Below are 22,504 nucleotides of genomic sequence, written 5' to 3'. Positions count from 1 at the left end.
ATAAAATCGAGATTTATCAAGAATATTCATAACGAACCCGGCTTCATTGAAGCCCATCAACAAAGGAGACACAGATGCAAGCATCAGCAAGCGGCGCTCGGGCCGGTCAACAGGAGGTGCGCCGGGTAGCGGTGGTGGGCACCGGCGTGATCGGGGCCAGTTGGGCGGCCTATTTCCTGGCGCGGGGGCTGGAGGTCTCGGCCACCGACCCGATGCCGGAGGCGGAAGTGAAGTTGCGTGCCGCCGTGGCGCGTCACTGGCCCAGCCTGGAGTTGCTGGGGCTGGCGCCCGGTGCCTCCCCTGAGCGCCTGCGTTTCTCGGCCTCGCTGGAAGAGGCGCTCGAGGGCGCGGACTTCGTGCAGGAAAACGGCCCCGAGCGCGAAGACCTCAAGATCGATCTGTTCCGGCGCATGGATGCCGCGTTGCCGGCGCATGTGGTCCTGGCCTCCAGTTCCTCGGGCCTGCTGATGAGCAAGGTGCAGGCCGCCTGCCGCCATCCCGGCAGGGTGGTGCTGGGCCATCCCTTCAACCCGCCGCACCTGATCCCGCTGGTGGAAGTGATCGGCGGTGCGCAGACCGCGCCGGAGGCGGTGCAGGCTGCGCTGGACTTCTACACCGCCATCGGCAAGAAGGCCATCCACGTGCGCAAGGAGGTCAAGGGCCACATCGCCAACCGCCTGCAGGCCGCCCTGTGGCGCGAGGCCTTCCACCTGGTCGAACAGGGCGTGGCCAGCACCGAAGACATCGATACGGCCATCGCCTACGGGCCCGGCCTGCGCTGGGCTTTGATGGGGCCTTATCTCAATCTGCACATGTCGGGCGGAGAGGGCGGCATCGGCCACATGCTGGATCACCTGGGGCCGCCCATCGAAAGCTGGTGGGCCGATCTGGGAGCGCCTTCCATCACCGACGCGCTCAAGGCACAGATTCGCGCGGGGGTAGAAGAGCAGATGAGCGGCAAGACTTCTGCCGGCATTGCCGCCGAGCGTGACCAGCTGCTGGTGCAGTTGCTGGCGGCCAAGGGAAAGACCAAAATCATTCCTTGAAAACTAAGTTTTCTGAATTTTTTCTCTAAGGTAGCTCTTCTTAAAAACTTAGAAAAATTGATCAGTGTTCAAGCGGTTTTCAATCGGTGTTCATCGTGCAAAAACCAACCGTTCGGACTGAGTAGCGGCCCCGCCGCGTATCGAAGACGCTGTGCAGCGTGATGATAATTTTGCCCGCGCAGCGCCTTCGAGCCGGCCCTGACGGCGCGGCTCAGTCCGAACGGTCTCTGCGGGCCGCATTCATTTGTGCGCGCGCTTGCGCCGGCTCGGTGCCATTTCGCGCATCAGGGCAATGAAACGCTGCGCTCCCAGGCCCAGCGGCTGGTCCTTGTTCCACACCACATCCACCCACATGCGCTGCTGGTTGCTGATGTTGTCGAAATCGATGTCCACCAGCGTACCGGCCTCGATCTGTGCCTGCACCAGGCTGTGCGGCAGATAGGCCCAGCCCAGTCCCTCGCGCACCAGCGACAGCGTGGCCAGGTGATTGTCAGTGCGCCAGAGGTGGCGTGCGAGGAAGAAGCGCGGGTCCGAGATGCTGGCATCGCGGCTGGCCACGGCGATCTGGCGGATGTCGTACAGGTCCTCATAACGCAGCTTGCGCTTCTTGCGCAGCCGCGCCGGATGCTCGGGTGCGATCACCGCCACCATCATCTCGCTGCTGAATTCCTGGAAGGCTTCGCGGTCATTGCCGGCATGGCGCTCGAAGACCAGCGCCAGCTGTGCGGTGTTGTCATAGAGCATGCGCATGGCATCGGCCTGCGGCGAGGACAGTACTTCCACCTCCAGTGAGGGAAATTCTTCCGCCAGCACCGCCAGCGGCTTGGCCCAGGGCACCGACAGCAGTTCCGGGGCCACCGCCAGCGTCAGCTTGCGCTCCAGTCCCTGATGCATGGCCAGCGCGTGGGCGTCGAGCTGGCGCAGGGTGCTGGCCAGCAGGCGCGCATCCGGTTCCAGCGCGCGCGCCAGTTCGGTCGGTCGGGCATCCCGCGCGGTGCGGTCGAACAGCACCAGGTCGAGCTCCGCTTCCAGCTGGCTGATGGTCATGCTGACCGAGGAAGGTACGCGTCCCAGCTGGCGCGCCGCCGCCGAGAATGAACCACTGTCGAGCACGGCCAGGAAGACCCTGACGTTGTCACTGGAGAAAGCCATCGTCTGTTCCTTGTGTGTATGGCAGTGCCGACCTGTCAGAAAAACTGAAAGAAGCCGACTTCATTCATCAAAAACTTCATCATAGAATGCTTTCCATCGCGCGGCCAGAGGACTGGCGCGCTGCGGTCTTCTGGAGCACATCATGCAGGGATTCAAACGCAAGCTGGTCTATGCCTGCCTCTTCGAGGGGCTGGCCATCATTTTCACCACGGTCGGGCTGAGCGTCTTCGCGGGCCATGACAGTGGCCATGCATCGGCGGCCGCCGTGGCCTCGTCGACCATTGCCTTCGTATGGAATTTCATCTTCAACGGTTTGTTCGAACGCTGGGAGGCGCGCCAGCCGCGCCGTGGCCGCAACTTTGCGCGCCGTGCCGCGCACGCCCTCGGTTTTGAAGGCGGGCTGGTGGTGATGCTGGTGCCGCTGTTCGCCTGGTGGCTGGGCATCAGCCTGTGGGAAGCGCTGGTACTGGACTTCGGGCTGATCGTGTTCTTCATGATCTACACCTATCTGTTCAACCTCGGCTTTGACCGTGTCTTCGGCCTGCCCAGCTCGGCCATGCCGGTCAGCCCGCAGACCGCAGAAGCGCGCTGAGCGAACGGTGACGTTGACTGGCGCTGTCCGCAACTGCAGGAAGTCGCGGCGCAGGATGCAATAGAATAGGGCGCTCCTCTCCCTTCAACGCCAGTCCAACGCCAGCCGCCCGCCATGTACATCCCCGCCCATTTCGCCGACCAGGACACCGCCAGCCTGCACCAGCTCATCACCGCCCATCCTTTCGGCGTGCTGGTCTCGCACACGGCCAGCGGGCTGGATGCCAACCATCTTCCTTGCCATCTCGACCCTGCCCAAGGGGCCTTGGGCACGCTGCATCTTCACGTGGCGCGCGCCAATCCGCTGTGGCGCGAGCTGGCCGATGGCGATCAGGTGCTGGTGGTGTTTTCGGCGGGTGATGCCTACATCTCGCCGAGCTGGTATCCCAGCAAGCATGAGGCGCATCGCCAGGTGCCGACCTGGAACTACAGCGTGGCGCATGCCCATGGCCGCGTGACCATCCGCGATGACGAGCGCTACCTGCGCGGCGTGGTGGCGCGCCTGACCCGTACTCACGAGGCCGGCGAGGCCAAGCCGTGGAAGATGTCCGATGCGCCTGCCGACTACACCGATACCTTGCTCAAGGCCATCGTCGGCATCGAAATCGAGATCACGCGCCTGGAAGGCAAGCGCAAGCTCAGCCAGAACAAGGAGGTGCGGGATATCGAAGGTGCAGGCAGAGCGCTGGCCGAGCGCGGCCATGTGCAGCTGGGCGAGGCCATGCTGCAGGAGGCTGCCCGCAAGCAACAGTAATCGCGGGCAAGCAAGCTGTTGATTCCTCACACGGGAATGCGCGGCCCTGTAGAATCCCGGAACAGGGTTGCCGCATGCCCTCCTGCATTCCAGTTTTCCACGAGGTCGCCCATGACTGCCCAGGTCCCGCTTGCCACCGCCCCCGCACGCAGCGACTCTCTCGGCTGCTCGTCCACTGCGCTGAAGCAGAGCCAGGAGCTGCAGGGCAGTCAGTTCAGCTTCTATCGCAAGCGGGTCGAGGGCAGTGAGGTGTCGCAGGTCTACACGCCGGCCTCCGATCGCGGTTTCCTGGTCGGCATCTCGATGGCGTCGCAGCACCGCCGCAGCATTTTCCGTGGCCGCCAGGGCGCGCAGTTCGAGTTCGGACGCGGTGCCGTCTACATCCGCGATTTTTCCGAAGACTACCGGGCCGACTTGCAGACGCCCTTCGACTTCCTGCTGGTGGAGTTGCCGCTGTCATGGTTTGCCACGGTCAACGAGGATCTGCGCGGCCGCAAGGCCAGCGGGCTGGCCACCGTCACCGGCCACGATGATCCGGTGCTGGCCCATCTGGCCGCCGCACTGGCCCCGGCACTGGCCCAGCCCGATGCCGACAATTACCTGTTCGTCGACCAGCTCGGCCTGGCCATGGGCACCCATCTGCTGCAACGCTATGGCGGGGCCAGCCTGCCTGCGCCGCGCCATGTGCGGCTGTCGCGCCTGCACGAGGAGCGAGCCAAGCAGATGCTGCTGCAGAAAAACCGCGAGCAGGTTTCCATTCCCGAGATCGCGCGCGAATGCAACATGTCGGCCAGCTACTTCCTGCGCGCCTTCAAGGCCAGTACCGGCCACACGCCGCACCAGTGGCTGCTGCTGCAGCGGGTCGACATGGCGCGCGAATATCTGCGCCACACCAGCCTGTCGCTGGCCGAGATCGCAGTGGCCTGCGACTTCTACGACCAGAGCCATTTCAGCCGCGTGTTCTCGCAGATCGTGGGCAGCAGTCCGGGCGCATGGCGTCGCCGGCTGGGCTGATGGCCCCGCGGCTCACGGCACGCGCGGCAGGTCGAAGCTGAACACCGTCCCTTGCGGCTGCGCCGCCTCCACGCGCAGGCGGCCACGATGGGTCTCGATGATGGAACGGCAGATCGCCAGCCCCATGCCCATGCCGTTTTCCTTGGTGGTATAGAAGGCATCGAAGATGTGCGGCATGGCGTCGGCCGCGATGCCTTCGCCGCTATCCTGTATCTCTACCTTCACGCGCTGTTCATTGCAGCAGCTCACGCCAATGTTGAGCGTGCGAGCATTTTCCGGCACGGCTGCCATGGCATCGATGGCATTGACCACCAGGTTCAGCAGCACCTGCTGCAACTGCACCGTATCCCCCAGTACATGGACCTCGGCAGGCGGCAGGGACAGCGAAAGATGCACTTCGCGTTGATCCAGCTCGCTGCGTGACAGGGTCAGCGTATGGCGGATCAGCGCAGCCAGGTCGAGGCGCTCGAATTGCGGCGCGCGATTGCGGGTCAGGTTCTGCAGGCTGCTGATGATGCCGCCGGCGCGCTGGCCTTCGCTGATGATGTCGCGCAGGCCGGCGCGCGCATGTTCCAGTTCCGGCACGGGCCGGTTCAGCCAGCGCAGGCTGGCCCCGGCGTTGGAGACGATGGACATCAGCGGCTGGTTGATTTCATGGGCGATGGACGCGGTCAGCTGGCCCACGGTGTTGGCGCGCGAGACGCGCTCCATGTCCACCTGAGCCGCGCGGATGGCGTATTCCGCCTGCCGCCGCACGGTGATGTCGGTGGCCGTCCCCACGTATTCGGTGAAGGTGCCATCCACCCATACCGGCTTGCCGATGCCGGAGAGATAGCGCACCTCGCCCGTGTCCTGGCGGCAGATGCGGTGCTCCACGCGAATGGTGCCGCCCATGGCGACGGCCGCATTGACGGTCTCGATCACTTCCTGCCGGTCATCGGGATGCATGATGGACGCGAACTCGTCATAGGTGATGCAGTTGCGGCCCGGCGGCAGGCCGTAGATGCGGCACAGTTCATCGGAGCAGAACATCAGGTCTTCGCGTACCAGGTAGCGCATGCTGCCGGCGTGGTTGAAGCGTTCGCCCTGCTTGAGCAGTTCCTGGCTGGTGCGCAGTTCGCGCTCGGCGCACAGCAGTTGTTCCTTTTCCAGCAAGGCCTGCGCATGGTCGGCGGCATTGGCCAGGGCCACGGCGGAGTGGGCGGCGAGGTGATGGGCGCGGCGCGTCAGGGCCGCAGCGGGTGGCGCGTCGTAATACAGCAGCAGTTCGCCACGCGCCTGGCCACGATGGCTCAGGCGCAGGGTGAGCGCGGCCGTGTGCAGATCGTCCGGCCCGGCGATGCAGTGATCCTGGCTGTTGCAGACGTCCCTCCCGTCGCGCCTGGCCTCGGCCTCGATCAGCGTCAGGCCGGCCTCATGTCGCACCAGCAGGCAGCGCCGTGCACCGGCCAGTTGGCAGAGCGCGCGTGTGAGCGCCGGCTTGAGCAGCACCGGGTCGAGCAGCGCCGACAATTCGCGCAGGGCGTGCAGCAGGGCATCGTCGTCGGCAGGGCGCGGGTCGGACGGCAAGGGGATCTCCAGGCAAGGATGATGAGGTCAAGGCCGCATTGTGCCGCATTGCCGACGCGCGCGGTTCAGGGCGGGCCGTAGAGCAGGGTGGACGTCAGCAGCACCAGCAGGGTATCGGCGTCGACCGGTTTGACCAGCAGCGCCATGCCCATGGCCGTGGCGCGCTGGCGCTGCAGCGGCGTGACCTGCGCCGAGATGAACAGCACCGGCAGGTCCGGCCGCAGGCTGCGCAGCTGCTCGGCCAGTTCGAAGCCGCTCATTCCCGGCAGGTTCAGGTCCACGATGGCGCAGGCGGCTACCGGCAGGCAGGTGCTGGTGAGGAAATCCTCGCCGCCATCGAAACTGCAATGGCGATGCCCGGCGGAATCCAGCAGGTTGCACAGGGCCGCGCGGACCCCGGGATCGTCATCGATCACCGCGATGGGGCGGTGTGATGGTGGCGTTGTCTCCCCTTCGCTCATCATCGTCTGCCCGGTGGCTCACTTGGCGTCCGGCGGCGGTGTGCCGGTGATCTTGGGCATGCATTCGCGGTGGAACCACGCTGCGCTCAGCGGCTCGCCGGCCAGCTTGCGGCGCACGATGGGCACCAGCTGTTCGCCGATGAGCATGCCCAGCAAGCCGAGCAGGGCGATGATGGGCGGTGCCGGTGACTGCACGTGCAGGGCCGCGTAGATCAGGCCGGCCAGCAGGCCCATCAGGAGGGAGATCAGGTAAGGTTTCATGCGTACTCCGGGATCAGTGGCCCAGCAGGGGCCCCAGGCCGTTGACCAGGCGCTCGGCCAGCACCATGCCCAAGAGGCCGATGAGGGCAATGCCCGGTGGTGCCGGTGAGCGCACCTTGAAGAGCGCATAGACGACACCGATCAGGATGCCGGCCCCCAGGGAAATCAGATAAGCGGACATGGCCCGGCTCCTCGTGAAGATGGGACGCCGCCGCGCCCCGCCGATGCAGGGCAGGAGCGCGGCGGCGTCGGTGACCGGACTGGCTTACTTGGCCGGCACCGGTGCCAGGATCTTCTGGTTGCCGTGCGGGCGCTGCTCGGCCTTGTGCACCATGGTGTAGGCGTAGTCCACGCCCATGCCGTAGGCACCCGAGTGTTCGCGCACGATGTCCATGACGGCGTTGTAGGTTTCCTTGCGGGCCCAGTCGCGCTGCCATTCCAGCATCACCTGCTGCCAGGTCACGGGGATGACGCCGGCCTGGATCATGCGCTGCATGGCGTAGTCGTGGGCCTCCTTGGAGGTGCCGCCGGAGGCGTCGGCCACCATGTAGATCTCGTAGTCGCCTTCGGCCATGGCACACAGGGCGAAGCTGTTGTTGCAGACTTCGGTCCACAGGCCGGCCACGACCACCTTCTTCTTGCCGTTGGCCTTGAGGGCGTCGCGCACCTTCTGGTCATCCCAGGAGTTCATGGAGGTACGTTCCAGGATGTCGTGCTCGGGGAAGACCGACAGCAGTTCCGGATAGGTGTAGCCGGAGAAGCCCTGGGTTTCCACGGTGGTGATGACGGTAGGGATGTTGAAGACCTTGGCCGACTTGGCCAGGGCGACGACGTTGTTCTTCAGTGCCTGGCGGTCCATCGACTGCACGCCGAAGGCCATCTGCGGCTGATGGTCGATGATGATGAGCTGGCAGTTGGTCGGGGTCAGGACGTCGAGTTTGGTGTTGGTGGTCATGATGGTTCCGTAGGTGGAGTGAACAGGGAGACGGCAGCCGCTGCCTTGGCCGGGGAGAGGCGGTGCGCAGCGGCGTGGCAGGGGAGTGAGGCTGCCGGAGGCGATCATAGGCAAGCGGGCAGGGCGCTGCCATTATCTGTTCGTATAGCTAGACGCTGGCAGCGCGTTTTTGCACACTGCCATCACCAACAAAAGCACCAACACAAGCGCATGAGATGGACGGTTCGCCGCCCGCGACGCCACAACTTGCGCAATCCGCCCTCTTCATCGTTGCAGCCCATGCCCGGAGCCTCCATGACCACCGCAGCCAGCGTCACCCCTGACCTGATTTTGTTGAACGGCAAGATCCACACCGTCGACAAGCAAAACCCCATCGCCGACGCCGTTGCCATCGGCGGCGGAAAATTCATCGAAGTCGGCAGCGCCGCCGACGTGATGCGTCTCAAGCAGGCCAGCACCCAGGTCATCGACCTGGGCGGCCGCACCGTCATCCCCGGCCTGAACGACTCGCACCTGCACCTCATCCGTGGCGGCCTGAACTACAACCTGGAACTGCGCTGGGAAGGCGTGCCGTCGCTGGCCGATGCACTGCGCATGTTGAAGGACCAGGCGGCGCGCACGCCGCATCCGCAATGGGTGCGCGTGGTCGGTGGCTGGACCGAATTCCAGTTCGCCGAGAAGCGCATGCCCACGCTGGAAGAGTTGAACGCGGCCGCACCCGATACCCCGGTCTTCGTGCTGCACCTGTATGACCGCGCGCTGCTCAATCGCGCCGTGCTGCAAGCGGTCGGCTACACCAAGGACACGCCCAATCCGCCGGGCGGCGAGATCGTGCGCGATGCCTCGGGCAATCCGACCGGCATGCTGATCGCTCGTCCCAATGCCATGATCCTGTATGCCACCCTGGCCAAGGGACCGACCCTGCCGCAGGAATACCAGGTCAATTCGACCCGCCAGTTCATGCGCGAGCTGAACCGCCTGGGCGTGACCAGCGCCATCGATGCCGGCGGCGGTTTCCAGAACTACCCGGACGACTACCAGATCATCAACAAGCTCGCAGCCGACGGCCAACTGACCATCCGCATTGCCTACAATCTGTTCACCCAGAGCAAGGGAAGTGAACTGGCCGATTTCCAGAAGTGGACCGGTATGGTCAAGCCAGGTGACGGGGACGACTTCCTGCGCCATAACGGCGCCGGTGAAATGCTGGTGTTCTCGGCGGCCGACTTCGAGGATTTCCTCGAGCCGCGTCCCGACCTGGCCGACGGCATGGAAGAGGAGCTGGAACGGGTGGTGCGCCACCTCGTGTCCAACCGCTGGCCGTTCCGCCTGCATGCCACCTATGACGAATCGATCTCGCGCATGCTGGACGTGTTCGAGAAGGTCAACCGCGATATCCCCTTCGACGGCCTGCACTGGATGTTCGACCACGCCGAGACCATCACCGAGCGCAACATCGAGCGCGTCAAGGCACTGGGCGGCGGCATTGCCATCCAGCATCGCATGGCCTTCCAGGGCGAGTACTTCATCGACCGCTACGGCAGCGATGCCGCCGAGCACACGCCACCCGTGGCCAAGATGCTGGAGATGGGCGTGCCGGTCGGTGCCGGTACCGACGCCACCCGCGTGGCCAGCTACAACCCCTGGACTGCACTGTACTGGTTGGTCTCCGGCCGTACTGTTGGCGGGACGCCACTGTACCGGTCAACTGGCAGGTTACCTCGCGAAACTGCACTGGAACTGTGGACCGCAGGCAGCGCCTGGTTCTCCAGCGAGCAGGCCAAGAAGGGTCGCATCCAGGCCGGCCAGCTGGCCGACCTCGCCGTGCTGTCGGCGGATTTCTTCAGCGTGCATGAAGACGACATCAAGTCCATCGAATCGGTCATGACCGTGGTGGATGGCAAGGTGGTCTATGGCACCGGTCCGTTCTCCGCGCACGGCCCGGGCGAGATCCCGGTGCTGCCCGAGTGGTCGCCGGTGGCCAAGGTGCCGGGACACTATCGCGCCGTCGCCAGCAGCGATGCCGCGCGCCAGAAGAAGACCGCGCTGCCGCATGCCTGCGCGGGTTCGTGCGGCGTGCATGGTCACTCCCATGACGTGGCGCGCAAGTCCAGCGTTCCGGTTTCCCACTTCGCCGGTTTCTGGGGCGCGTTGGGTTGCAGTTGCTTCGCGTTCTGAGCGGGGCCGATCATGCAAGCGCATCATTCCGCTCGCCGGACCGGTTGGCCGGTCCCGCCCCTGGATCTGGGTTTGCTGTTCCTGCGCGTGGCCGGCAGCTTCATGCTGTTCTACGTGCATGGCTTGCCCAAGCTCATGCATTACGCGCATGAGCTGACCGTCATCGAGGATCCCTTCGGCCTCGGCCCGACGGTATCGCTCTGGTCCGCCATTTTGGCCGAAGCGCTATGTCCGGTGTTGATCGCGCTGGGCCTGTTCACCCGCCTGGCCTGCCTGCCCATCATCGGCGTGCTGCTGGTGGCCATGCTGGCGGTGCATCCCGGCTGGAGCATCGCGGAAGGGCAGTTCGGCTGGCTGCTGCTGGTGATCTTCACGGCCATCGCGCTGTGCGGTCCGGGCCAGTGGCGGCTGGGCCGGGCCGCAGCTCAACCGTAGGAATCAAGTCGATTCACGGCGGTCTCTCTTCCAGCTTCATTGGCAGATTCAACGTTGTCAGGCCGCTCTGCCATGCGCAGGGCGGTTGCTGTCCCCTGCACGGCCTCTCCACACCATCTCACAAGGAGTTACACCATGAGCACCATCACTACCCGCGACGGCACTGAAATCTATTACAAGGACTGGGGCAGCGGCCAACCGGTCGTCTTCGGCCACGGCTGGCCGCTGGACGGCGACATGTGGGAATACCAGATGAACTTCCTGGCCGAGCGCGGCTATCGTGTCATCGCCTATGACCGCCGTGGTTTCGGCCGTTCCAGCCAACCCTGGAGCGGTTACGACTACGACACCTTCGCCGATGACCTCGCCGAGTTGATGGACAAGCTGGACCTGCAGGGCGCGACCCTGGTCGGCTTCTCCATGGGCGGCGGCGACGTGGCCCGCTACATCGGCCGCCACGGCAGCAAGCGCGTGGCCAAGGCGGCGCTGCTGGGTGCGGTGACGCCGATCTTCGGCCAGGCGCCGGACTTCCCGCAGGGCGTGCCGGCCGAGGTCTTTGCCGGCATCAAGGAAGGCCTGCTCAAGGATCGCGCGCAATTCATCAGCGACTTCGCCGCCGTCTTCTTCGGCACCAACCGTCCGGGCAAGGCCGATGCGGTCAGCGCCGGCGTGCTCTCGCAGACCTTCAACATCGCCATGCTGGCCTCGCTGAAGGGAACGCTGGATTGCGTGAGCGCCTTCTCCGGCACCGACTTCCGTGAAGACATCAAGAAATTCAATTTCCCGACCCTGGTGATCCACGGTGATGACGACCAGGTCGTCCCCTTCCAGACCACCGGCAAGCTGGTGGCCGAGATGGTGCCGGGTGCGCAGCTGAAGATCTATGGCGGCGCGCCGCACGCTCTGTGCGCCACCCACAAGGACCAGATCAACGAAGACCTGCTGGCCTTCCTGAAGGGGTAAGTACCATGAGCCTGGACGCAAACCAACGCCAGCAGCTTGAAAAGCGTCGCCTGGCACCGCTGGCTACGCCTGGCGTGCTGTCCGCGCAGGCCAGCCAGGAGATCGGCGGGGCCTTGACCATGTTGCTGGCGGACATCTTCGCGCTGTACCTGAAGACCAAGAATTTCCACTGGCACATGTCGGGGCCGCATTTCCGCGACTATCACCTGCTGCTGGACGACCAGTCCCAGCAGATCCTTGCCATCACCGATGCGGTGGCCGAGCGGGTGCGCAAGATCGGCGCGACCACACTGCGGTCCACCGGGCAGGTCGGCAAGCTGCAGCGGCTGGCCGACAACGATGCCGACTTCGTCACGCCCTCCGACATGCTGGCCGAACTGCGCGAGGACAACTTGCGCCTGGTCGGTTTCATGATGGCGACCCACGAGCTGTGCGATGAGCACGGCGACGTCGCCACCGCCAGCCTGCTGGAAAACTGGATCGACGAGGCCGAGCAGCGGGCCTGGTTCCTGTTTGAGTCGGGGCGGACCTCGATGTGAGCGCTCCCTCTTGATGCAGGGTGCGGAAGGCAGAGCTTGACGGCTCTGCCTTTTTTGCGTTTTCCTTCACTCAGCTTCGGATGCATCGGCTTGTTGGCCGCCACTGGAGCGGGTGGTTTTTCTTTCTTTCACTTTTATCGATTTTCCTCGTGATCCAGCCCTTGCCCCAGCGTTTCATCAAGCGTCTCCGCCTGCAGGACGGCCTGGGCCTGACGCGCGCCGCGCAGTCGCAGGTCACGGGCGTCTCGTCCGGGGCGGTGCCGGTGATCGACATTCCGGGCGAGGATGCCTTTTCGGTGATCGTGCAATTGCAGGATTTCCGCCATCACAAGCTGTGGCGCGGCCAGCAGCTGGTGCATGCGGGCGGCCACCGCAGCGGCGAAATGGCCATCACCGACCTGCGCGAGCAGTGGCGCTGCCAGCACCTGTCGGACTACGACAACGTACGCCTGCAGTTGCCGCGCGCCACCATCGAGCAATGGAGCGAGGAGGGCGGACGCCGCATCAGCGGGCTGCAGCAGCGCCAGGCGGTGCGCGACCCGGTGATCTGGCACCTGGTGCAGGCGATGTTGCCGATGCTGGGCGAGGCGGCCAATGATGGCGATACGGTGTTCATGGACAGCGTGACGCTGGCCCTGCACACGCATCTGGCCCGGCACTATGGCGGCCAGCCGCTGGCGCGCAACAGCGGCCGCCTGGCCGGATGGCAGCAGGTGCGGGTACGGGACTACATGCTGGCGCATTTGGGACAGCGCCTGACGCTGGCCGAGCTGGCGGCGCAGTGCGGCTTGTCGCGCGCGCATTTCTCGCGCGCCTTCAAGCTCAGCTTTGGCCTGCCGCCGCACGCCTGGCTGCAGCGCCAGCGCATCGCCCTGGCCTGCCAGCTGCTGCGCGAGGACGGCAAGAGCATGTCGGTCATTGCACTGGAGTGCGGGTTCTCGGACCAGAGTCACTTCAGCCGGGTCTTCAAGCAGGTGATGGGGGTGGGGCCGATGGGGTGGGTGAGGGGACAGGGATAGGCCATGCCAGGCCTACTCGCCCAGCACGGAAATATGGGTGCGGTCATCTGGCGTCAACAAGGGCGCGATGCTCTGGTCCGTATATATTTTGTCTCCCGTGCCGGTGACGACGACCAGATGGAGATCCGGATCCGCTTGATTTGCCGTCGTCCCCCGTCGTATCGCCTTCATCGTTCTTGCCAGCGCAGAGCGGCGTTTCCTGCCGGATGCGCGAACGGCGTCTTTCCATTCGTTCCAGAGTTGCTCGACACCCTCACCGCTGCCGCGCAGAATGAATCTGCAAGCGCTCCGCCGCCCGCACCAGGTCGGCCAGGGTCTTGGTCTGCATCTTGTCCATCACGCGGCGCTTGTGGACCTTGACGGTGATTTCGCTGATGCCCAGCTCGGTGGCGATCTGCTTGTTGAGCAATCCGCCGATGGCCAGTTCCAGCACTTCCCGCTCACGCGGGGTCAGCTTTTCCAGCCGCGAAGTGCTGGCGGCCTGCTCCACACGCTGACGCAGATCACGCCCGGCAATGGCCAGCGCCTCCTGCACCGCACCCAGCAGGCGCTCGTCTTCGATCGGCTTGGTGAGGAATTCATGGGCACCCGCCTTCATCGCCTGCACCGTCACGGGAATGGTGCCGTAGCCGGAAATGAAGATCACCGGAATGGCATCGCCGCGCTGTTCCAGCTGCCGTACCACCTCGAAGCCATCCGAGCCGGGCATCTTCATGTCCAGCAGCAGGCAGCACGGCGTGCCCGGCAGTGACTCGCGCAGAAACTCGTCGGCTGAGGCAAAGCCGCGCGCCTTCAGGCCGGCCGAGGCCAGCAGTCTCAACAGGGCGGTCCTGACCATGCCATCGTCATCGACGACGTATACGGTACTTTCCATAATGAATCCGTCTTGCCGGGTTGCGAAAATCCTTGCACCGGCACGCCTTCGCAACGCCCCTCTTCGGGCATCGCAGGCCTTGCCGTGCAGTCCTTCGCATCATCAGCATTCAGGCCCGGCTTGGATTGTACAAATGTGCTGTTTTTTGTAGAAAATGCCTTTGTTGCATCCATCAAAGGCATATCGTTGCCGGATCGGCAAGGGTTTGGCGCGGCTTCGCCGGACTTGTCTTATCCACAGGGATAATGGGCGGACGGCAGCAGCGGTGCTAAGGTGTGCGGCCTGCCCCCCGCCCTCCGGAAGCGAGACACCTCATGAATGCCGCACAACGCAACCGCCTCCAGTCCTCGGGACTGGCCTTCCTCGCCGCCTATGTCGATACGCTGGGCTTCATCGCGCTGTTCGGCCTGTTCACGGCGCACGTGACGGGCAACTTCATCCTCATCGGCGCGGCCCTGGCGGATACCTCGCAGATGTCCATCCTGCTGAAATTCCTGGCCTTCCCGGCCTTCATCCTCGGCGTGGCCGTGGCACGCCTGTTCATCGCCGCCATCCAGCGCCGCGATGGCCGCGCCCTGGGCTGGTCACTGCTGCTGCAGTTGCTGTTGCTGACCGGATTCATGCTCTGCGGCATCGCCGCCGCGCCGGTGCAGTCGCCTACCGCAGGCTGGGTGATGGCGTCGGGCCTGCTGGGCACCGCCTCCATGGGTGTCCACAGCGCCATCAGCCGCCTGCTGCTGGCGCATCTGGCACCGACCTCGCTGATGACGGGCAACGTCACGCAAGTGGTGATCGACGTGGTGGACATGCTGCGCGGCGCGGCCGATGCCGGCACCACCGAGCGCTGCATCAAGTTCGTGTGGCCGGTGCTGTCGTTCGGCGCGGGTGCCATCGCCGCCGCCTTCGCCTATCACGCCATCGGCTTTGCCGGGCTGATCGTGCCGGTGCTGATCCTGGTGGCGATGGTGGCGTGGGAATTTCGCCAGCCGCTGCCGGCCAAGGCGGCCACGTCGTGAACAAGTCGCGGCTGGAAGCCTTCAGCGATGGCGTCATCGCCATTGCCATCACCATCATGGTGCTGGGCTTGCAGACACCGCAAGGCGCCGGTCTCGCCGACCTCGCCCCGCTCATGCCGCCGCTGCTGAGCTATGTATTGAGCTTCGTCTACATCGGCATCTACTGGGTCAACCACCATCACCTGCTGCAGCTGGCCACGCAGGTCGACCGGCGCGTGCTGTGGGCCAACCTGCACCTGCTGTTCTGGCTGTCGCTGCTGCCCTTCGTCACCTCGTGGGTGGCCAACCATCATCGGCAGAGCGCACCCGTGGCCTGCTATGGCGTGGTGCTGCTGATGTGTTCGGTCTCTTTCCTGCTGTTGAAACGCGCGCTGCGCCACAGTGAAGCGGCGCATCCTTCGCTGGCGGCCATGCTGGGACACGGGCGCAAGAATGCGCTCTCCATCCTGCTCTATGCGGTGGCCATTCCGCTGTCACTGGCCACCCCGCTGGGCGCGACCGCCATCTACGTGCTGCTGGCCCTGCTGTGGTTCCTGCCGGACCATCACTTCGAGGCGGCCCGCTCGCAATGAAGGCGCGGACTTATCCGCCGAGCTTGTCCCACAGCGCCTGACCGTTGAAATCGCGGATCACGGCGTGGGCACCGGCAGCCCGCAGGCGCGCTTCATCCAGTCCACCCAGCATGCCGAAGGTCCAGACCTGGGCGCTGCTGGCGGCTTTCACGCCCGAACTCGAATCCTCGAAGGCTACCGCCTGGTCCGGTGTGCCGCCCAGCAGTTGGAGGGCGGTCAGGTAGGGCAGGGGATCGGGTTTGGCGCGTTCCAGCTCATCGCCAATCACCAGCGTATCGAAGCGGCCGGCCAGGCCGGTAGCCCTCAACATCAGCTCGGCATTGGCGCGCGGTGCATTGGTCACCACTGCCGTGCGTCCACCGATGCGGGCGATATGGTCGAGCAGGCGTTCGATGCCGGGCGTGGGCGCGACCTGCTGGTCCAGCTGCGAGCGGAACAGCTGTTCCTTTTCTTCGGCCAGCGGCTGGTATTCCGAGGCCGGCATGCCGGGAAACAGGTGATCGAAGATCATGGCGTTGGACGCCCCCATGATGTGGGTCTTGTAGTAGTCCACATCCACCGAGCGGCCCCAGCGCGACAGGATGGTGTTGAAGGCAGCGTGGTGCAGGGCGTCGCTGTCCATGAGAGTACCGTCGAGGTCGAACAGGAAATGCGTGATCGGAGTGCTGTGCGTGTTGGCCATGGGAATCCGTAGCAGGTTGGGGCGGCAGGGCAGGATGCCGGTGTGTGAGGCGCTCATTCTATAAGACTCGGTGCAGCGCTGCTGTGCAGTTTTCTGTACAGCGTACTGAGCATTGTTCTGCCGCTCTTTCTGTACGTTTTTCCTTGCGTTTTTCCGTACTGATTCCTGTAGTGAATTCGGCACGGAATTTTGTACGGAATTCTGCACGTTTTCCTGTACGCCGACTCCCCGCTTCCCTGCTCTCCTACGCCACCTGCCGAACTCCGCCGATGGCGCGCGCGCCAGCGCGCGCCTACAGTCTCTCCGTGGCAATGCCCCCCAGCCCTGCGCCAGTCGCAGAGATCAATCCATCAAGAATCGCGAGGAGACTCATGACCACCTCAACCATCCATCCCCTTCCACCGGCCAGCGTCGAGGCCGTCAACAACAACGGCTCCGGCGTTTCGTGGGGTGCCATTCTGGCGGGCGCTTTTGCGGCGGCGGCCTTGTCCTTCATCCTGGTGATGCTGGGCTTTGGCCTCGGCTTCTCGTCGATCTCGCCGTGGTCCGGCGAGGGCGTCTCGGCCAAGGCCATCGGCTATTCCACGGCCGGCTGGCTGCTGTTCACCCAGATCGCCGCCTCGGCCATCGGTGGCTTCCTGGCCGGCCGCCTGCGCGTGAAGTGGGCTGGCCTGCATACCCGTGAAGTCTATTTCCGCGATACCGCACATGGCCTGCTGGCCTGGGCCGTGGCTTCGCTGGCCACCGCTGCCCTGCTGGGCTCGGCCGTGGGCAGCGTGATCTCGGGCGGGGCCAAGACCCTGGGTGCCGCCGGTGGCGTACTCGGTACCGGCGCTGCCGCGACCGCTGCGGCCATGGGCCCGGAGAGCGCGCAACAAGCTGGCAACCTGGCTGATCGTGCCTCGGGTTATTTCATCGATTCCATGTTCCGTAGCGGCACCGCCAATGGCACCGCCAACACCAGCGCAGCCCCTGCCGCACCGGTGACTCCAGCCGCCGGCAGCGATGCCGCCACCGCCGCTCCCGCCGCGCCGCTGGCTGCACCGACTCCCGCCGATGGCCGTGAACTGACCTCGGCCCAACGCATGGAAGTGGTCCGCGTCTTCGGTTATTCGCTGGCCAACCAGCAACTGGCCGACAACGACAAGCGCTACCTGGGCCAACTGGTGGCACGCCATACCGGCCTGTCGCAAGCCGATGCCGAGAAGCGCGTGGCCGATACCTTTGCCGCCTACCAGCGCAATCTGGACCAGGCTGCCACCAAGGCCAAGGAAGCCGCTGATGCCGCCCGCAAGGCTGCTGCCTATGCCTCGCTGTGGATGTTCCTGGCTCTGCTGTGCGGTGCCTTCGTCGCCAGTCTGCTGGCCACCTACGGCGGCCGCCTGCGTGATCGCAACGAACTCTACGGCGAACCGGTGTTGCGTCATGAACTTCATGACCGCCGCGTCGGCGAACCTGAGTTGCGTTGAACAGCGCCCTCCCGCGCCACGTTTCGCCGAACCTGAACACCAACCTTCATAGGAGACTGACATGGGTGCCATTCTGCTCTGGCTCTTGGGGATTCCGATTCCCATCATCCTGCTGCTGATCCTGCTGTTCTGAACGCAGCCATCAACGCAGCAAAGGCAAACGCAGTAAAGCACAAGGGCGGCCAGTTGGCCGCCCTTGTGCTTTGGCTGGTGAGACCTGCCGCTTACACGCCGAAGATGCTACCGATCATGGACGGGTTGTACTGCACTCCCTGCAGGGTCAGGTGGTAATACAGCTTGCCCGCGCCCGCGCCATCCAGGTCGATCTGCAACTGAGTGCTGCCGTTGAGATCGGAGGCCGTGACGTAGTTCTTCACGAAGTCCTGGTTCAGGATCTGGCCAAAGACCTTCACCCGGTCCATACCGACCGTGAAGTCGGTAACGGTAGCCTTCAGGCCACTCGTCTTGCCGAAGCTGCCCACGGTGATCCTGTCGTCACCTGCACCGGTTTGCACACGGATGCCCCCGACGATCTCGGGATCGGCAGCAGCACCCAAGACCAGCTCGTCATTGCCATTGCCGCCGACGATCGAGGTGCCCGCCTGCGCGGCCCAGTACCAGCCCAGCTTGAGGCCCTGCATGCTGGTGGTCTGGGCGATCCGAAGACGTTGGACATCTTGATCAGTCCGTAGCCGAACTGTCCGTCCACCACGCTCACAACCAGGCTGGCCGGTGTCGTCCTGAGGGTCGACATTTCCACGCGGCCCTTGCTGGTATTGCCCGCCTGATCCACCAGCGCGATCTCGAACCGGTGTTCGTTGTTTAGGCCGCTGCTGAGGTCGGGATTGGGCGGGAAGCTGTACCTGATCCCCTCCAGGATGGCCTTGACCTGGCTGCCGGGCAGGCTGGCCCCGTCCTGGCGGCTGATGCTCAGCTCACGGGTGGCGGCTGTGTAGCGAATGGCCAGCCCGTCCACCCCGCCGATGCTGCCGGTGATGTTGAAGTCGGTGGTGGTGGGGAACCGCTTGTCCGTACTCAGGACAATCTTTTCAGAGCCTGCAGGGCTGGTCCCCGCAGGCACAGGCAGCGTCAGCACCACCTTGGCGGTGTCGCCTGCCACGGGTGCGGTCACCTCGCCCTTGAAGAGCTTGACCCCGTCGCTGGCCTGGTTCCTGGGAACGATGGTGTTCACCGTGGCCTGATTCCCGGCCTGGCTGGCATCCAGGTCGAGGTCGGGGGCGCGGGTGTCCACCACCAGGGTGGCGCGGGAGGTGGCGCCCAACGCGCTGCCGGGGCCCACGAGTGTGATCTCCATGCTGCGTTCGATGTCGTTGCGGCTGGTGGTGACCATGCGCACGCCTTCCACGATGCGCTTGACTTCCTCGCCCGTGAAGTTGGTCGCGCTCGCTCTGGCTGCGGGCAGGATCGTTGGCGCGCGCATTGAGGCTTTCGCCGAAGAGGTCGGATTGGGTAGTGCCGTCTTTCCATTTGAGCCGGCTCTGCAAGCCATCCGTGAACTGCAGGGCATCGGCCAGCTTGCGGATGGCTTCGCCGTTGTCGGCATAGCGTTCCTTGTTGGTCTGGACCAGGTTGGCAATGGCCTTGAGCGCGATGCCGTAGTTGCGCGCGGTCACGCTGGCAGACTGCAGGAAGGCCGGATTGATCACGGCCGCGCCTTGCGCATCGGTGGTGGTCACCGGGGCCACGTCACCGGAGAGGATGTCGACCTTGAACAGGTTGCTGACGGCAGCATTCGCGCCGGTCACCGTGGTCGCGCCGACCTGTGCGGCAGCCAGGTTGGTCTGGCCGGTACCCAGGCCCGCCTTGAGCGCGGCCAGTTCGGTCAAGGCCGTGACGTTGATGATCTGGTTGCTGCCATCGGCCAATGCCACCGCACGCAGCACGGTGTTGCCCAGGTCGGTCATGCGCACGCTGGCTTCATCGGCATAGTTGTCGGCCACGCCGGGGGTGTTGTCGCGGATGGCCAGCAGGATCAGGCCCTTGTAGCCGGACTGGTCCAGCACCAGCGTGTAACGGCCATTGATGACCGGGACCGCCTTGCCGATCACCCGGCCTTCAGCGTCATAGGCGGTGATGGTGGCATTGTTGAGCGGACCGAGGGCTGCAGCACCGGACAGGGTTGCGGCAATGCCAGCGCCACTGCCGCTACCAGCACCGGACGCGGCAGCACCGCCGCCACCCCCGCCTCCGCCGCCACCCCCTGCCGCTGCCAGCAGGCCCAGGCCGCCGGCAATCACCGGCCAGGAGATGCCACCCTTGCTGCTGCCGATATCGGCCGGGGCATCGGCCACATCCTGTATCGCCAGCGAAGAGCTGCTCCCTTTGCCACTGGTGAACTTGCGCGCAGTGAGGTCGCTACCGCCCGAGTCGCCGCTGCGACTGCTGCGGGATCCGTCGTTGCCGGCCAGCGTTTCAGCGGGGCGCGCCTCGTCGGTGTCGGGGGAGGCCGCGGTTTCCTCGTCGGTCTTGTCCTTGTCCGCTTCCTGATCCTGCTTGTTCCTGGCGACCTTGGGTTTGACCACACGCTTGATGCCATAGCGCGTGATCTCCTTGGAGGTGACGGTCACGGCAGCATCGGCCGGGACCTCGATGTGGTTGAGCTTCTCGAACACGTCACCCAGCGCGACATCGCCGTCGGCGAACTCCAGCATCAGTTGTGGTGAATTCACCGCCGCCACGGCACCGCGGCTGATGATGATCTTGTGGCCGCTCTCCAGCACCAGGGCCAGGTCGAGATCGATGGCGCGCACATCCTTGATGTCGCGCTTGTTGATGGTACGCAGCAGGGCGCTGGCTTCGGTCAGATTCAGTACGGTAATGCTCATGGTGGCTGCTTTATCGTTGAAGGCATACCCGATCGCGTCATCCGGCATGCATGTTGATCACGACTACGCCAGCCGCAGGACGACAGAGGCCACGGCACTGCCGACCCGGCAGGCATGGCGATCATTGCGGAGGAGACAGGACTGGCCGGCGCAAGCGTCTGCGTTCGGATCAGTGGGGCGAAGCCTGTCTCGGTGGAGGGAGCTGAAGCGATTCCTGCCGGGGGCCGGTCGGCCTTGTCTTGTGTTCGGGTGGCTCGACCGCATCCGCCATGCATGACCAGTACTTCCGCCACGGCGTAGATTGACGGCAGAAATTATCCGTGCCGGGTCGGCGCAGGGCTGTCGAAATAATTCGATTTATTTGATCAACAAGCAGGTGTTTTGGGCAATTTCAAAAGTGTGCCGGCGCAGGACTGGCGGCAGCCAACACAAACTGTGAAAGGAAGAAGAAAACTGGCCCTGAGGACAATGCACAGCACCCGGGAGGACAGCTGCAATCGCAGGGGACAGGAGGGAGGAACCGGAGGGTGCGCAGGGAACATCGCGGGATGGAAATCGGAGAGTGGCAGGGGAAGCTTGCGCCGGGCACTTCCCCTGCAAGGTCGAACCGTGTAGATCAGTCTTCCTCGACCCAATCGACGACTGCTCCCAGCGAACGCAGGTTCTCGACGAATTTGGGATGGGCGCGCCGGATCGGCAGCGCATTGCGGATCTCGGAGCGGCCCTCGATGCTGGCGGCGACCATGAACAGCGCGATGGCCACGCGGATGATGTAGGGGCTTTCCACCGAGGCCGGCGACAGTGGCAGGCCGCCGAAGGTGATCAGGCGATGCGGATCGCCCAGAAACACGTGGGCACCGAACTTGGACAATTCGCTGCTCCAGCCCATGGCACCGTCGTAGATCTTGTTCCAGAACATGGTGTTGCCCTCGGCCTTGACACCCAGGGCGATGAAGATCGGCAGCAGGTCCACCGGCAGATAGGGCCAGGGGGCGGCTTCCACCTTGGTGAGGATGTTGCTGGTGAAGGGTTTGACCACCTTCAGCGGCCCGTTCTGGCGCGTGTGCGACCAGCCGTTCTCATGCACCACTTCGACGCCGAATTTGGCGAAGGTGCGGTCGATCAGCGGGAACTGTTCCGGTGCGCTGTTGCGCACGCGGACCTGGCCACCGGTGATGGCGCCCATGGCGAGGAAGGTGGCGATCTCGTGGAAATCCTCGTCGAAGCGGAATTCACCGCCGCCCAGCTGCTGGCCGCCGCGCACCGTCACGCGCGAGGTGCCGAGGCCGTCGATCTGCACGCCCATCATCACCATGAAGCGGCAGAATTCCTGCACGTGCGGTTCCGAGGCGGCATTGGTGAGCACCGATTCGCCCTCGGCGGCAGCGGCGCACAGCACGAAGTTTTCGGTCGTCGTGACCGAGGCATAGTCCAGCCAGTGATGATTGGCCTGCATGCGGCCGCCGGTGCGGATGATCAGCGAATCCGGGCTGCTTTCCACCCGCGCCCCGAAGCGCTGGAAGACTTCAACGTGCGGATCGATCTCGCGCACGCCGAGCGTGCAGCCCTTGACGTCGTTCTCCAGCCGCGCCACGCCGAAGCGCGCCAGCAGCGGCGGTACCAGCATGATGGAGGAACGCATCTCCTCCGGCAGGTGGTGCACTTTGGGATCGAAGTGCGTATCGCGGTGATGCAGTTCCAGCATGCCGCTGGCATAGTCCACCTTCACCTCGCTGCCCAGCACGCGGAAGATCTCCAGGATCTTCTTGACATCGGTGATCTCGGGGATGCCGATCAGCCGCAGAGGCTGGTCGGTCAGCAGGGTGGCGCAGAGGATGGGGAGGACGGCATTCTTGTTGGCGGAGGGGGTGATGTCGCCGCGCAGCGGGCGGCCACCGTGTACGATGAGATTGGACATGAAGAAAATCGTTGATTCAGTCAGACGGAGTGCGCCGGAAGCAGCCTGCCCCGGCCGGGAATGGACAGATTATGCGCCGCCCGGTTGCAGCCAGGGAAGCAAATTATGTCTCGCGGCGGCGGCCTCCCCGGGACTTGTCGCCTTGTCATCTTATTCACTTGAGGCTGTACGGCAGTGAAGGTTGCTGCAT

The 22,504-nt window shown here is 64.6% G+C and carries 23 protein-coding genes; 12 read left to right on the top strand and 11 right to left on the bottom strand.

The window, feature by feature from the left end; genetic code table 11:
* Positions 1 to 74: 74 nt before the first annotated feature.
* Positions 75 to 1,046 (top strand): 3-hydroxyacyl-CoA dehydrogenase NAD-binding domain-containing protein, encoded by a 972-nt coding sequence (locus tag J2X56_RS17375; RefSeq protein ID WP_310161223.1) that lies wholly within the window; start codon positions 75 to 77, stop codon positions 1,044 to 1,046.
* A gap of 240 nt (positions 1,047 to 1,286) precedes the next feature.
* On the opposite strand, the gene J2X56_RS17370 is transcribed toward J2X56_RS17375, so the two are convergent.
* Positions 1,287 to 2,198, bottom strand: coding sequence for a LysR family transcriptional regulator (locus J2X56_RS17370; protein ID WP_310161221.1), 912 nt, complete (start codon positions 2,196 to 2,198; stop codon positions 1,287 to 1,289).
* Positions 2,199 to 2,340: 142 nt separating this feature from the next.
* Between J2X56_RS17370 and J2X56_RS17365 the strand changes: the two genes are divergently transcribed.
* The 3 genes from J2X56_RS17365 to J2X56_RS17355 all read left to right on the top strand — a co-directional run bounded on the left by J2X56_RS17365 (position 2,341) and on the right by J2X56_RS17355 (position 4,557).
* Entirely contained in the window at positions 2,341 to 2,790 is a 450-nt protein-coding gene (locus J2X56_RS17365; protein ID WP_034331311.1) for a PACE efflux transporter, read from the top strand.
* Positions 2,791 to 2,904: 114 nt separating this feature from the next.
* Complete coding sequence (locus J2X56_RS17360; RefSeq protein WP_310161217.1) at positions 2,905 to 3,543, top strand: FMN-binding negative transcriptional regulator; 639 nt, start codon at positions 2,905 to 2,907, stop codon at positions 3,541 to 3,543.
* A gap of 111 nt (positions 3,544 to 3,654) precedes the next feature.
* The gene (locus J2X56_RS17355; RefSeq protein WP_121041027.1) at positions 3,655 to 4,557 is read left to right on the top strand and encodes a helix-turn-helix domain-containing protein; all 903 of its coding nucleotides are present in this window, start codon (positions 3,655 to 3,657) and stop codon (positions 4,555 to 4,557) included.
* A gap of 12 nt (positions 4,558 to 4,569) precedes the next feature.
* On the opposite strand, the gene J2X56_RS17350 is transcribed toward J2X56_RS17355, so the two are convergent.
* The 5 genes from J2X56_RS17350 to J2X56_RS17330 all read right to left on the bottom strand — a co-directional run bounded on the left by J2X56_RS17350 (position 4,570) and on the right by J2X56_RS17330 (position 7,803).
* Positions 4,570 to 6,126, bottom strand: coding sequence for an ATP-binding protein (locus tag J2X56_RS17350; RefSeq protein WP_310161215.1), 1,557 nt, complete (start codon positions 6,124 to 6,126; stop codon positions 4,570 to 4,572).
* 65 nt (positions 6,127 to 6,191) lie between these two features.
* Positions 6,192 to 6,587, bottom strand: a complete 396-nt coding sequence (locus tag J2X56_RS17345) for a response regulator (RefSeq protein ID WP_310161214.1) — start codon at positions 6,585 to 6,587, stop codon at positions 6,192 to 6,194.
* Positions 6,588 to 6,605: 18 nt separating this feature from the next.
* A complete protein-coding gene (locus J2X56_RS17340) occupies positions 6,606 to 6,848 on the bottom strand; it encodes a DUF1427 family protein (protein ID WP_034334045.1) in 243 nt (80 codons plus the stop codon).
* Positions 6,849 to 6,861: 13 nt separating this feature from the next.
* A complete protein-coding gene (locus J2X56_RS17335) occupies positions 6,862 to 7,029 on the bottom strand; it encodes a DUF1427 family protein (protein ID WP_083859654.1) in 168 nt (55 codons plus the stop codon).
* A gap of 84 nt (positions 7,030 to 7,113) precedes the next feature.
* Positions 7,114 to 7,803 (bottom strand): hydrolase, encoded by a 690-nt coding sequence (locus J2X56_RS17330; RefSeq protein ID WP_039783146.1) that lies wholly within the window; start codon positions 7,801 to 7,803, stop codon positions 7,114 to 7,116.
* Positions 7,804 to 8,097: 294 nt separating this feature from the next.
* On the opposite strand from J2X56_RS17330, the gene J2X56_RS17325 reads away from it, so the two are divergent.
* From J2X56_RS17325 to J2X56_RS17305, 5 genes are all read left to right on the top strand, one after another.
* Entirely contained in the window at positions 8,098 to 9,981 is a 1,884-nt protein-coding gene (locus J2X56_RS17325; RefSeq protein ID WP_310161208.1) for an amidohydrolase, read from the top strand.
* A 12-nt stretch (positions 9,982 to 9,993) separates the two neighbouring features.
* Positions 9,994 to 10,416: a DoxX family protein gene (locus tag J2X56_RS17320; protein ID WP_121041017.1), complete on the top strand. Its 423-nt coding sequence runs from the start codon at positions 9,994 to 9,996 to the stop codon at positions 10,414 to 10,416.
* Between the two features lie 135 nt (positions 10,417 to 10,551).
* Positions 10,552 to 11,379 (top strand): alpha/beta fold hydrolase, encoded by an 828-nt coding sequence (locus J2X56_RS17315; RefSeq protein WP_039783148.1) that lies wholly within the window; start codon positions 10,552 to 10,554, stop codon positions 11,377 to 11,379.
* Positions 11,380 to 11,384: 5 nt separating this feature from the next.
* Positions 11,385 to 11,918: a Dps family protein gene (locus J2X56_RS17310; RefSeq protein WP_039783149.1), complete on the top strand. Its 534-nt coding sequence runs from the start codon at positions 11,385 to 11,387 to the stop codon at positions 11,916 to 11,918.
* A gap of 149 nt (positions 11,919 to 12,067) precedes the next feature.
* The gene (locus J2X56_RS17305; protein ID WP_288069099.1) at positions 12,068 to 12,937 is read left to right on the top strand and encodes an AraC family transcriptional regulator; all 870 of its coding nucleotides are present in this window, start codon (positions 12,068 to 12,070) and stop codon (positions 12,935 to 12,937) included.
* A 253-nt stretch (positions 12,938 to 13,190) separates the two neighbouring features.
* Here the strand turns inward: J2X56_RS17305 and J2X56_RS17300 are convergent, their stop codons facing one another.
* Positions 13,191 to 13,811, bottom strand: a complete 621-nt coding sequence (locus J2X56_RS17300) for a response regulator (RefSeq protein WP_310161200.1) — start codon at positions 13,809 to 13,811, stop codon at positions 13,191 to 13,193.
* A gap of 314 nt (positions 13,812 to 14,125) precedes the next feature.
* Between J2X56_RS17300 and J2X56_RS17295 the strand changes: the two genes are divergently transcribed.
* Positions 14,126 to 14,827 (top strand): YoaK family protein, encoded by a 702-nt coding sequence (locus tag J2X56_RS17295; protein ID WP_310161197.1) that lies wholly within the window; start codon positions 14,126 to 14,128, stop codon positions 14,825 to 14,827.
* A complete protein-coding gene (locus J2X56_RS17290; protein ID WP_199725047.1) occupies positions 14,824 to 15,399 on the top strand; it encodes a TMEM175 family protein in 576 nt (191 codons plus the stop codon). Before J2X56_RS17295 ends, J2X56_RS17290 begins: the two co-directional genes overlap by 4 nt.
* Before the next feature lie 10 nt (positions 15,400 to 15,409).
* On the opposite strand, the gene J2X56_RS17285 is transcribed toward J2X56_RS17290, so the two are convergent.
* Positions 15,410 to 16,081 carry an HAD-IA family hydrolase gene (locus J2X56_RS17285; RefSeq protein WP_310161576.1) on the bottom strand — a complete coding sequence of 224 codons (672 nt, stop codon included), beginning with the start codon at positions 16,079 to 16,081 and terminating at the stop codon, positions 15,410 to 15,412.
* 371 nt (positions 16,082 to 16,452) lie between these two features.
* Between J2X56_RS17285 and J2X56_RS17280 the strand changes: the two genes are divergently transcribed.
* Complete coding sequence (locus J2X56_RS17280) at positions 16,453 to 17,550, top strand: hypothetical protein (protein WP_209569463.1); 1,098 nt, start codon at positions 16,453 to 16,455, stop codon at positions 17,548 to 17,550.
* 224 nt (positions 17,551 to 17,774) lie between these two features.
* Here the strand turns inward: J2X56_RS17280 and J2X56_RS17275 are convergent, their stop codons facing one another.
* The 3 genes from J2X56_RS17275 to J2X56_RS17265 form a co-directional block, all read right to left on the bottom strand.
* Positions 17,775 to 18,191: a hypothetical protein gene (locus tag J2X56_RS17275; protein ID WP_310161194.1), complete on the bottom strand. Its 417-nt coding sequence runs from the start codon at positions 18,189 to 18,191 to the stop codon at positions 17,775 to 17,777.
* 408 nt (positions 18,192 to 18,599) lie between these two features.
* On the bottom strand, positions 18,600 to 20,396 hold the full coding sequence (locus J2X56_RS17270) for a hypothetical protein (RefSeq protein ID WP_310161191.1): 1,797 nt from the start codon (positions 20,394 to 20,396) through the stop codon (positions 18,600 to 18,602).
* A 616-nt stretch (positions 20,397 to 21,012) separates the two neighbouring features.
* Positions 21,013 to 22,314, bottom strand: coding sequence for a UDP-N-acetylglucosamine 1-carboxyvinyltransferase (locus J2X56_RS17265; RefSeq protein WP_310161189.1), 1,302 nt, complete (start codon positions 22,312 to 22,314; stop codon positions 21,013 to 21,015).
* Between the last annotated feature and the right edge of the window lie 190 nt (positions 22,315 to 22,504).

It is taken from the genome of Herbaspirillum sp. 1173, assembly GCF_031455335.1.
GTDB classification, from domain to species: domain Bacteria; phylum Pseudomonadota; class Gammaproteobacteria; order Burkholderiales; family Burkholderiaceae_D; genus Herbaspirillum; species Herbaspirillum huttiense.
The sequence above is the reverse complement of the archived record's forward strand: the minus strand, read 5'-3'. Positions and strand labels throughout refer to the sequence as shown.

Bases quoted from the DNA above. Each gene is read 5' to 3' on its own strand.
- J2X56_RS17325 (WP_310161208.1), top strand. From the start codon at position 8,098: ATGACCACCGCAGCCAGCGTCACCCCTGACCTGATTTTGTTGAACGGC.
- J2X56_RS17340 (WP_034334045.1), bottom strand. From the start codon at position 6,848: ATGAAACCTTACCTGATCTCCCTCCTGATGGGCCTGCTGGCCGGCCTG.
- J2X56_RS17375 (WP_310161223.1), top strand. From the start codon at position 75: ATGCAAGCATCAGCAAGCGGCGCTCGGGCCGGTCAACAGGAGGTGCGC.
- J2X56_RS17285 (WP_310161576.1), bottom strand. From the start codon at position 16,081: ATGGCCAACACGCACAGCACTCCGATCACGCATTTCCTGTTCGACCTC.
- J2X56_RS17275 (WP_310161194.1), bottom strand. From the start codon at position 18,191: ATGCAGGGCCTCAAGCTGGGCTGGTACTGGGCCGCGCAGGCGGGCACC.
- J2X56_RS17360 (WP_310161217.1), top strand. From the start codon at position 2,905: ATGTACATCCCCGCCCATTTCGCCGACCAGGACACCGCCAGCCTGCAC.
- J2X56_RS17265 (WP_310161189.1), bottom strand. From the start codon at position 22,314: ATGTCCAATCTCATCGTACACGGTGGCCGCCCGCTGCGCGGCGACATC.
- J2X56_RS17310 (WP_039783149.1), top strand. From the start codon at position 11,385: ATGAGCCTGGACGCAAACCAACGCCAGCAGCTTGAAAAGCGTCGCCTG.
- J2X56_RS17370 (WP_310161221.1), bottom strand. From the start codon at position 2,198: ATGGCTTTCTCCAGTGACAACGTCAGGGTCTTCCTGGCCGTGCTCGAC.
- J2X56_RS17300 (WP_310161200.1), bottom strand. From the start codon at position 13,811: ATGGAAAGTACCGTATACGTCGTCGATGACGATGGCATGGTCAGGACC.
- J2X56_RS17315 (WP_039783148.1), top strand. From the start codon at position 10,552: ATGAGCACCATCACTACCCGCGACGGCACTGAAATCTATTACAAGGAC.
- J2X56_RS17330 (WP_039783146.1), bottom strand. From the start codon at position 7,803: ATGACCACCAACACCAAACTCGACGTCCTGACCCCGACCAACTGCCAG.
- J2X56_RS17345 (WP_310161214.1), bottom strand. From the start codon at position 6,587: ATGAGCGAAGGGGAGACAACGCCACCATCACACCGCCCCATCGCGGTG.
- J2X56_RS17355 (WP_121041027.1), top strand. From the start codon at position 3,655: ATGACTGCCCAGGTCCCGCTTGCCACCGCCCCCGCACGCAGCGACTCT.
- J2X56_RS17280 (WP_209569463.1), top strand. From the start codon at position 16,453: ATGACCACCTCAACCATCCATCCCCTTCCACCGGCCAGCGTCGAGGCC.
- J2X56_RS17365 (WP_034331311.1), top strand. From the start codon at position 2,341: ATGCAGGGATTCAAACGCAAGCTGGTCTATGCCTGCCTCTTCGAGGGG.
- J2X56_RS17270 (WP_310161191.1), bottom strand. From the start codon at position 20,396: ATGAGCATTACCGTACTGAATCTGACCGAAGCCAGCGCCCTGCTGCGT.
- J2X56_RS17295 (WP_310161197.1), top strand. From the start codon at position 14,126: ATGAATGCCGCACAACGCAACCGCCTCCAGTCCTCGGGACTGGCCTTC.
- J2X56_RS17335 (WP_083859654.1), bottom strand. From the start codon at position 7,029: ATGTCCGCTTATCTGATTTCCCTGGGGGCCGGCATCCTGATCGGTGTC.
- J2X56_RS17320 (WP_121041017.1), top strand. From the start codon at position 9,994: ATGCAAGCGCATCATTCCGCTCGCCGGACCGGTTGGCCGGTCCCGCCC.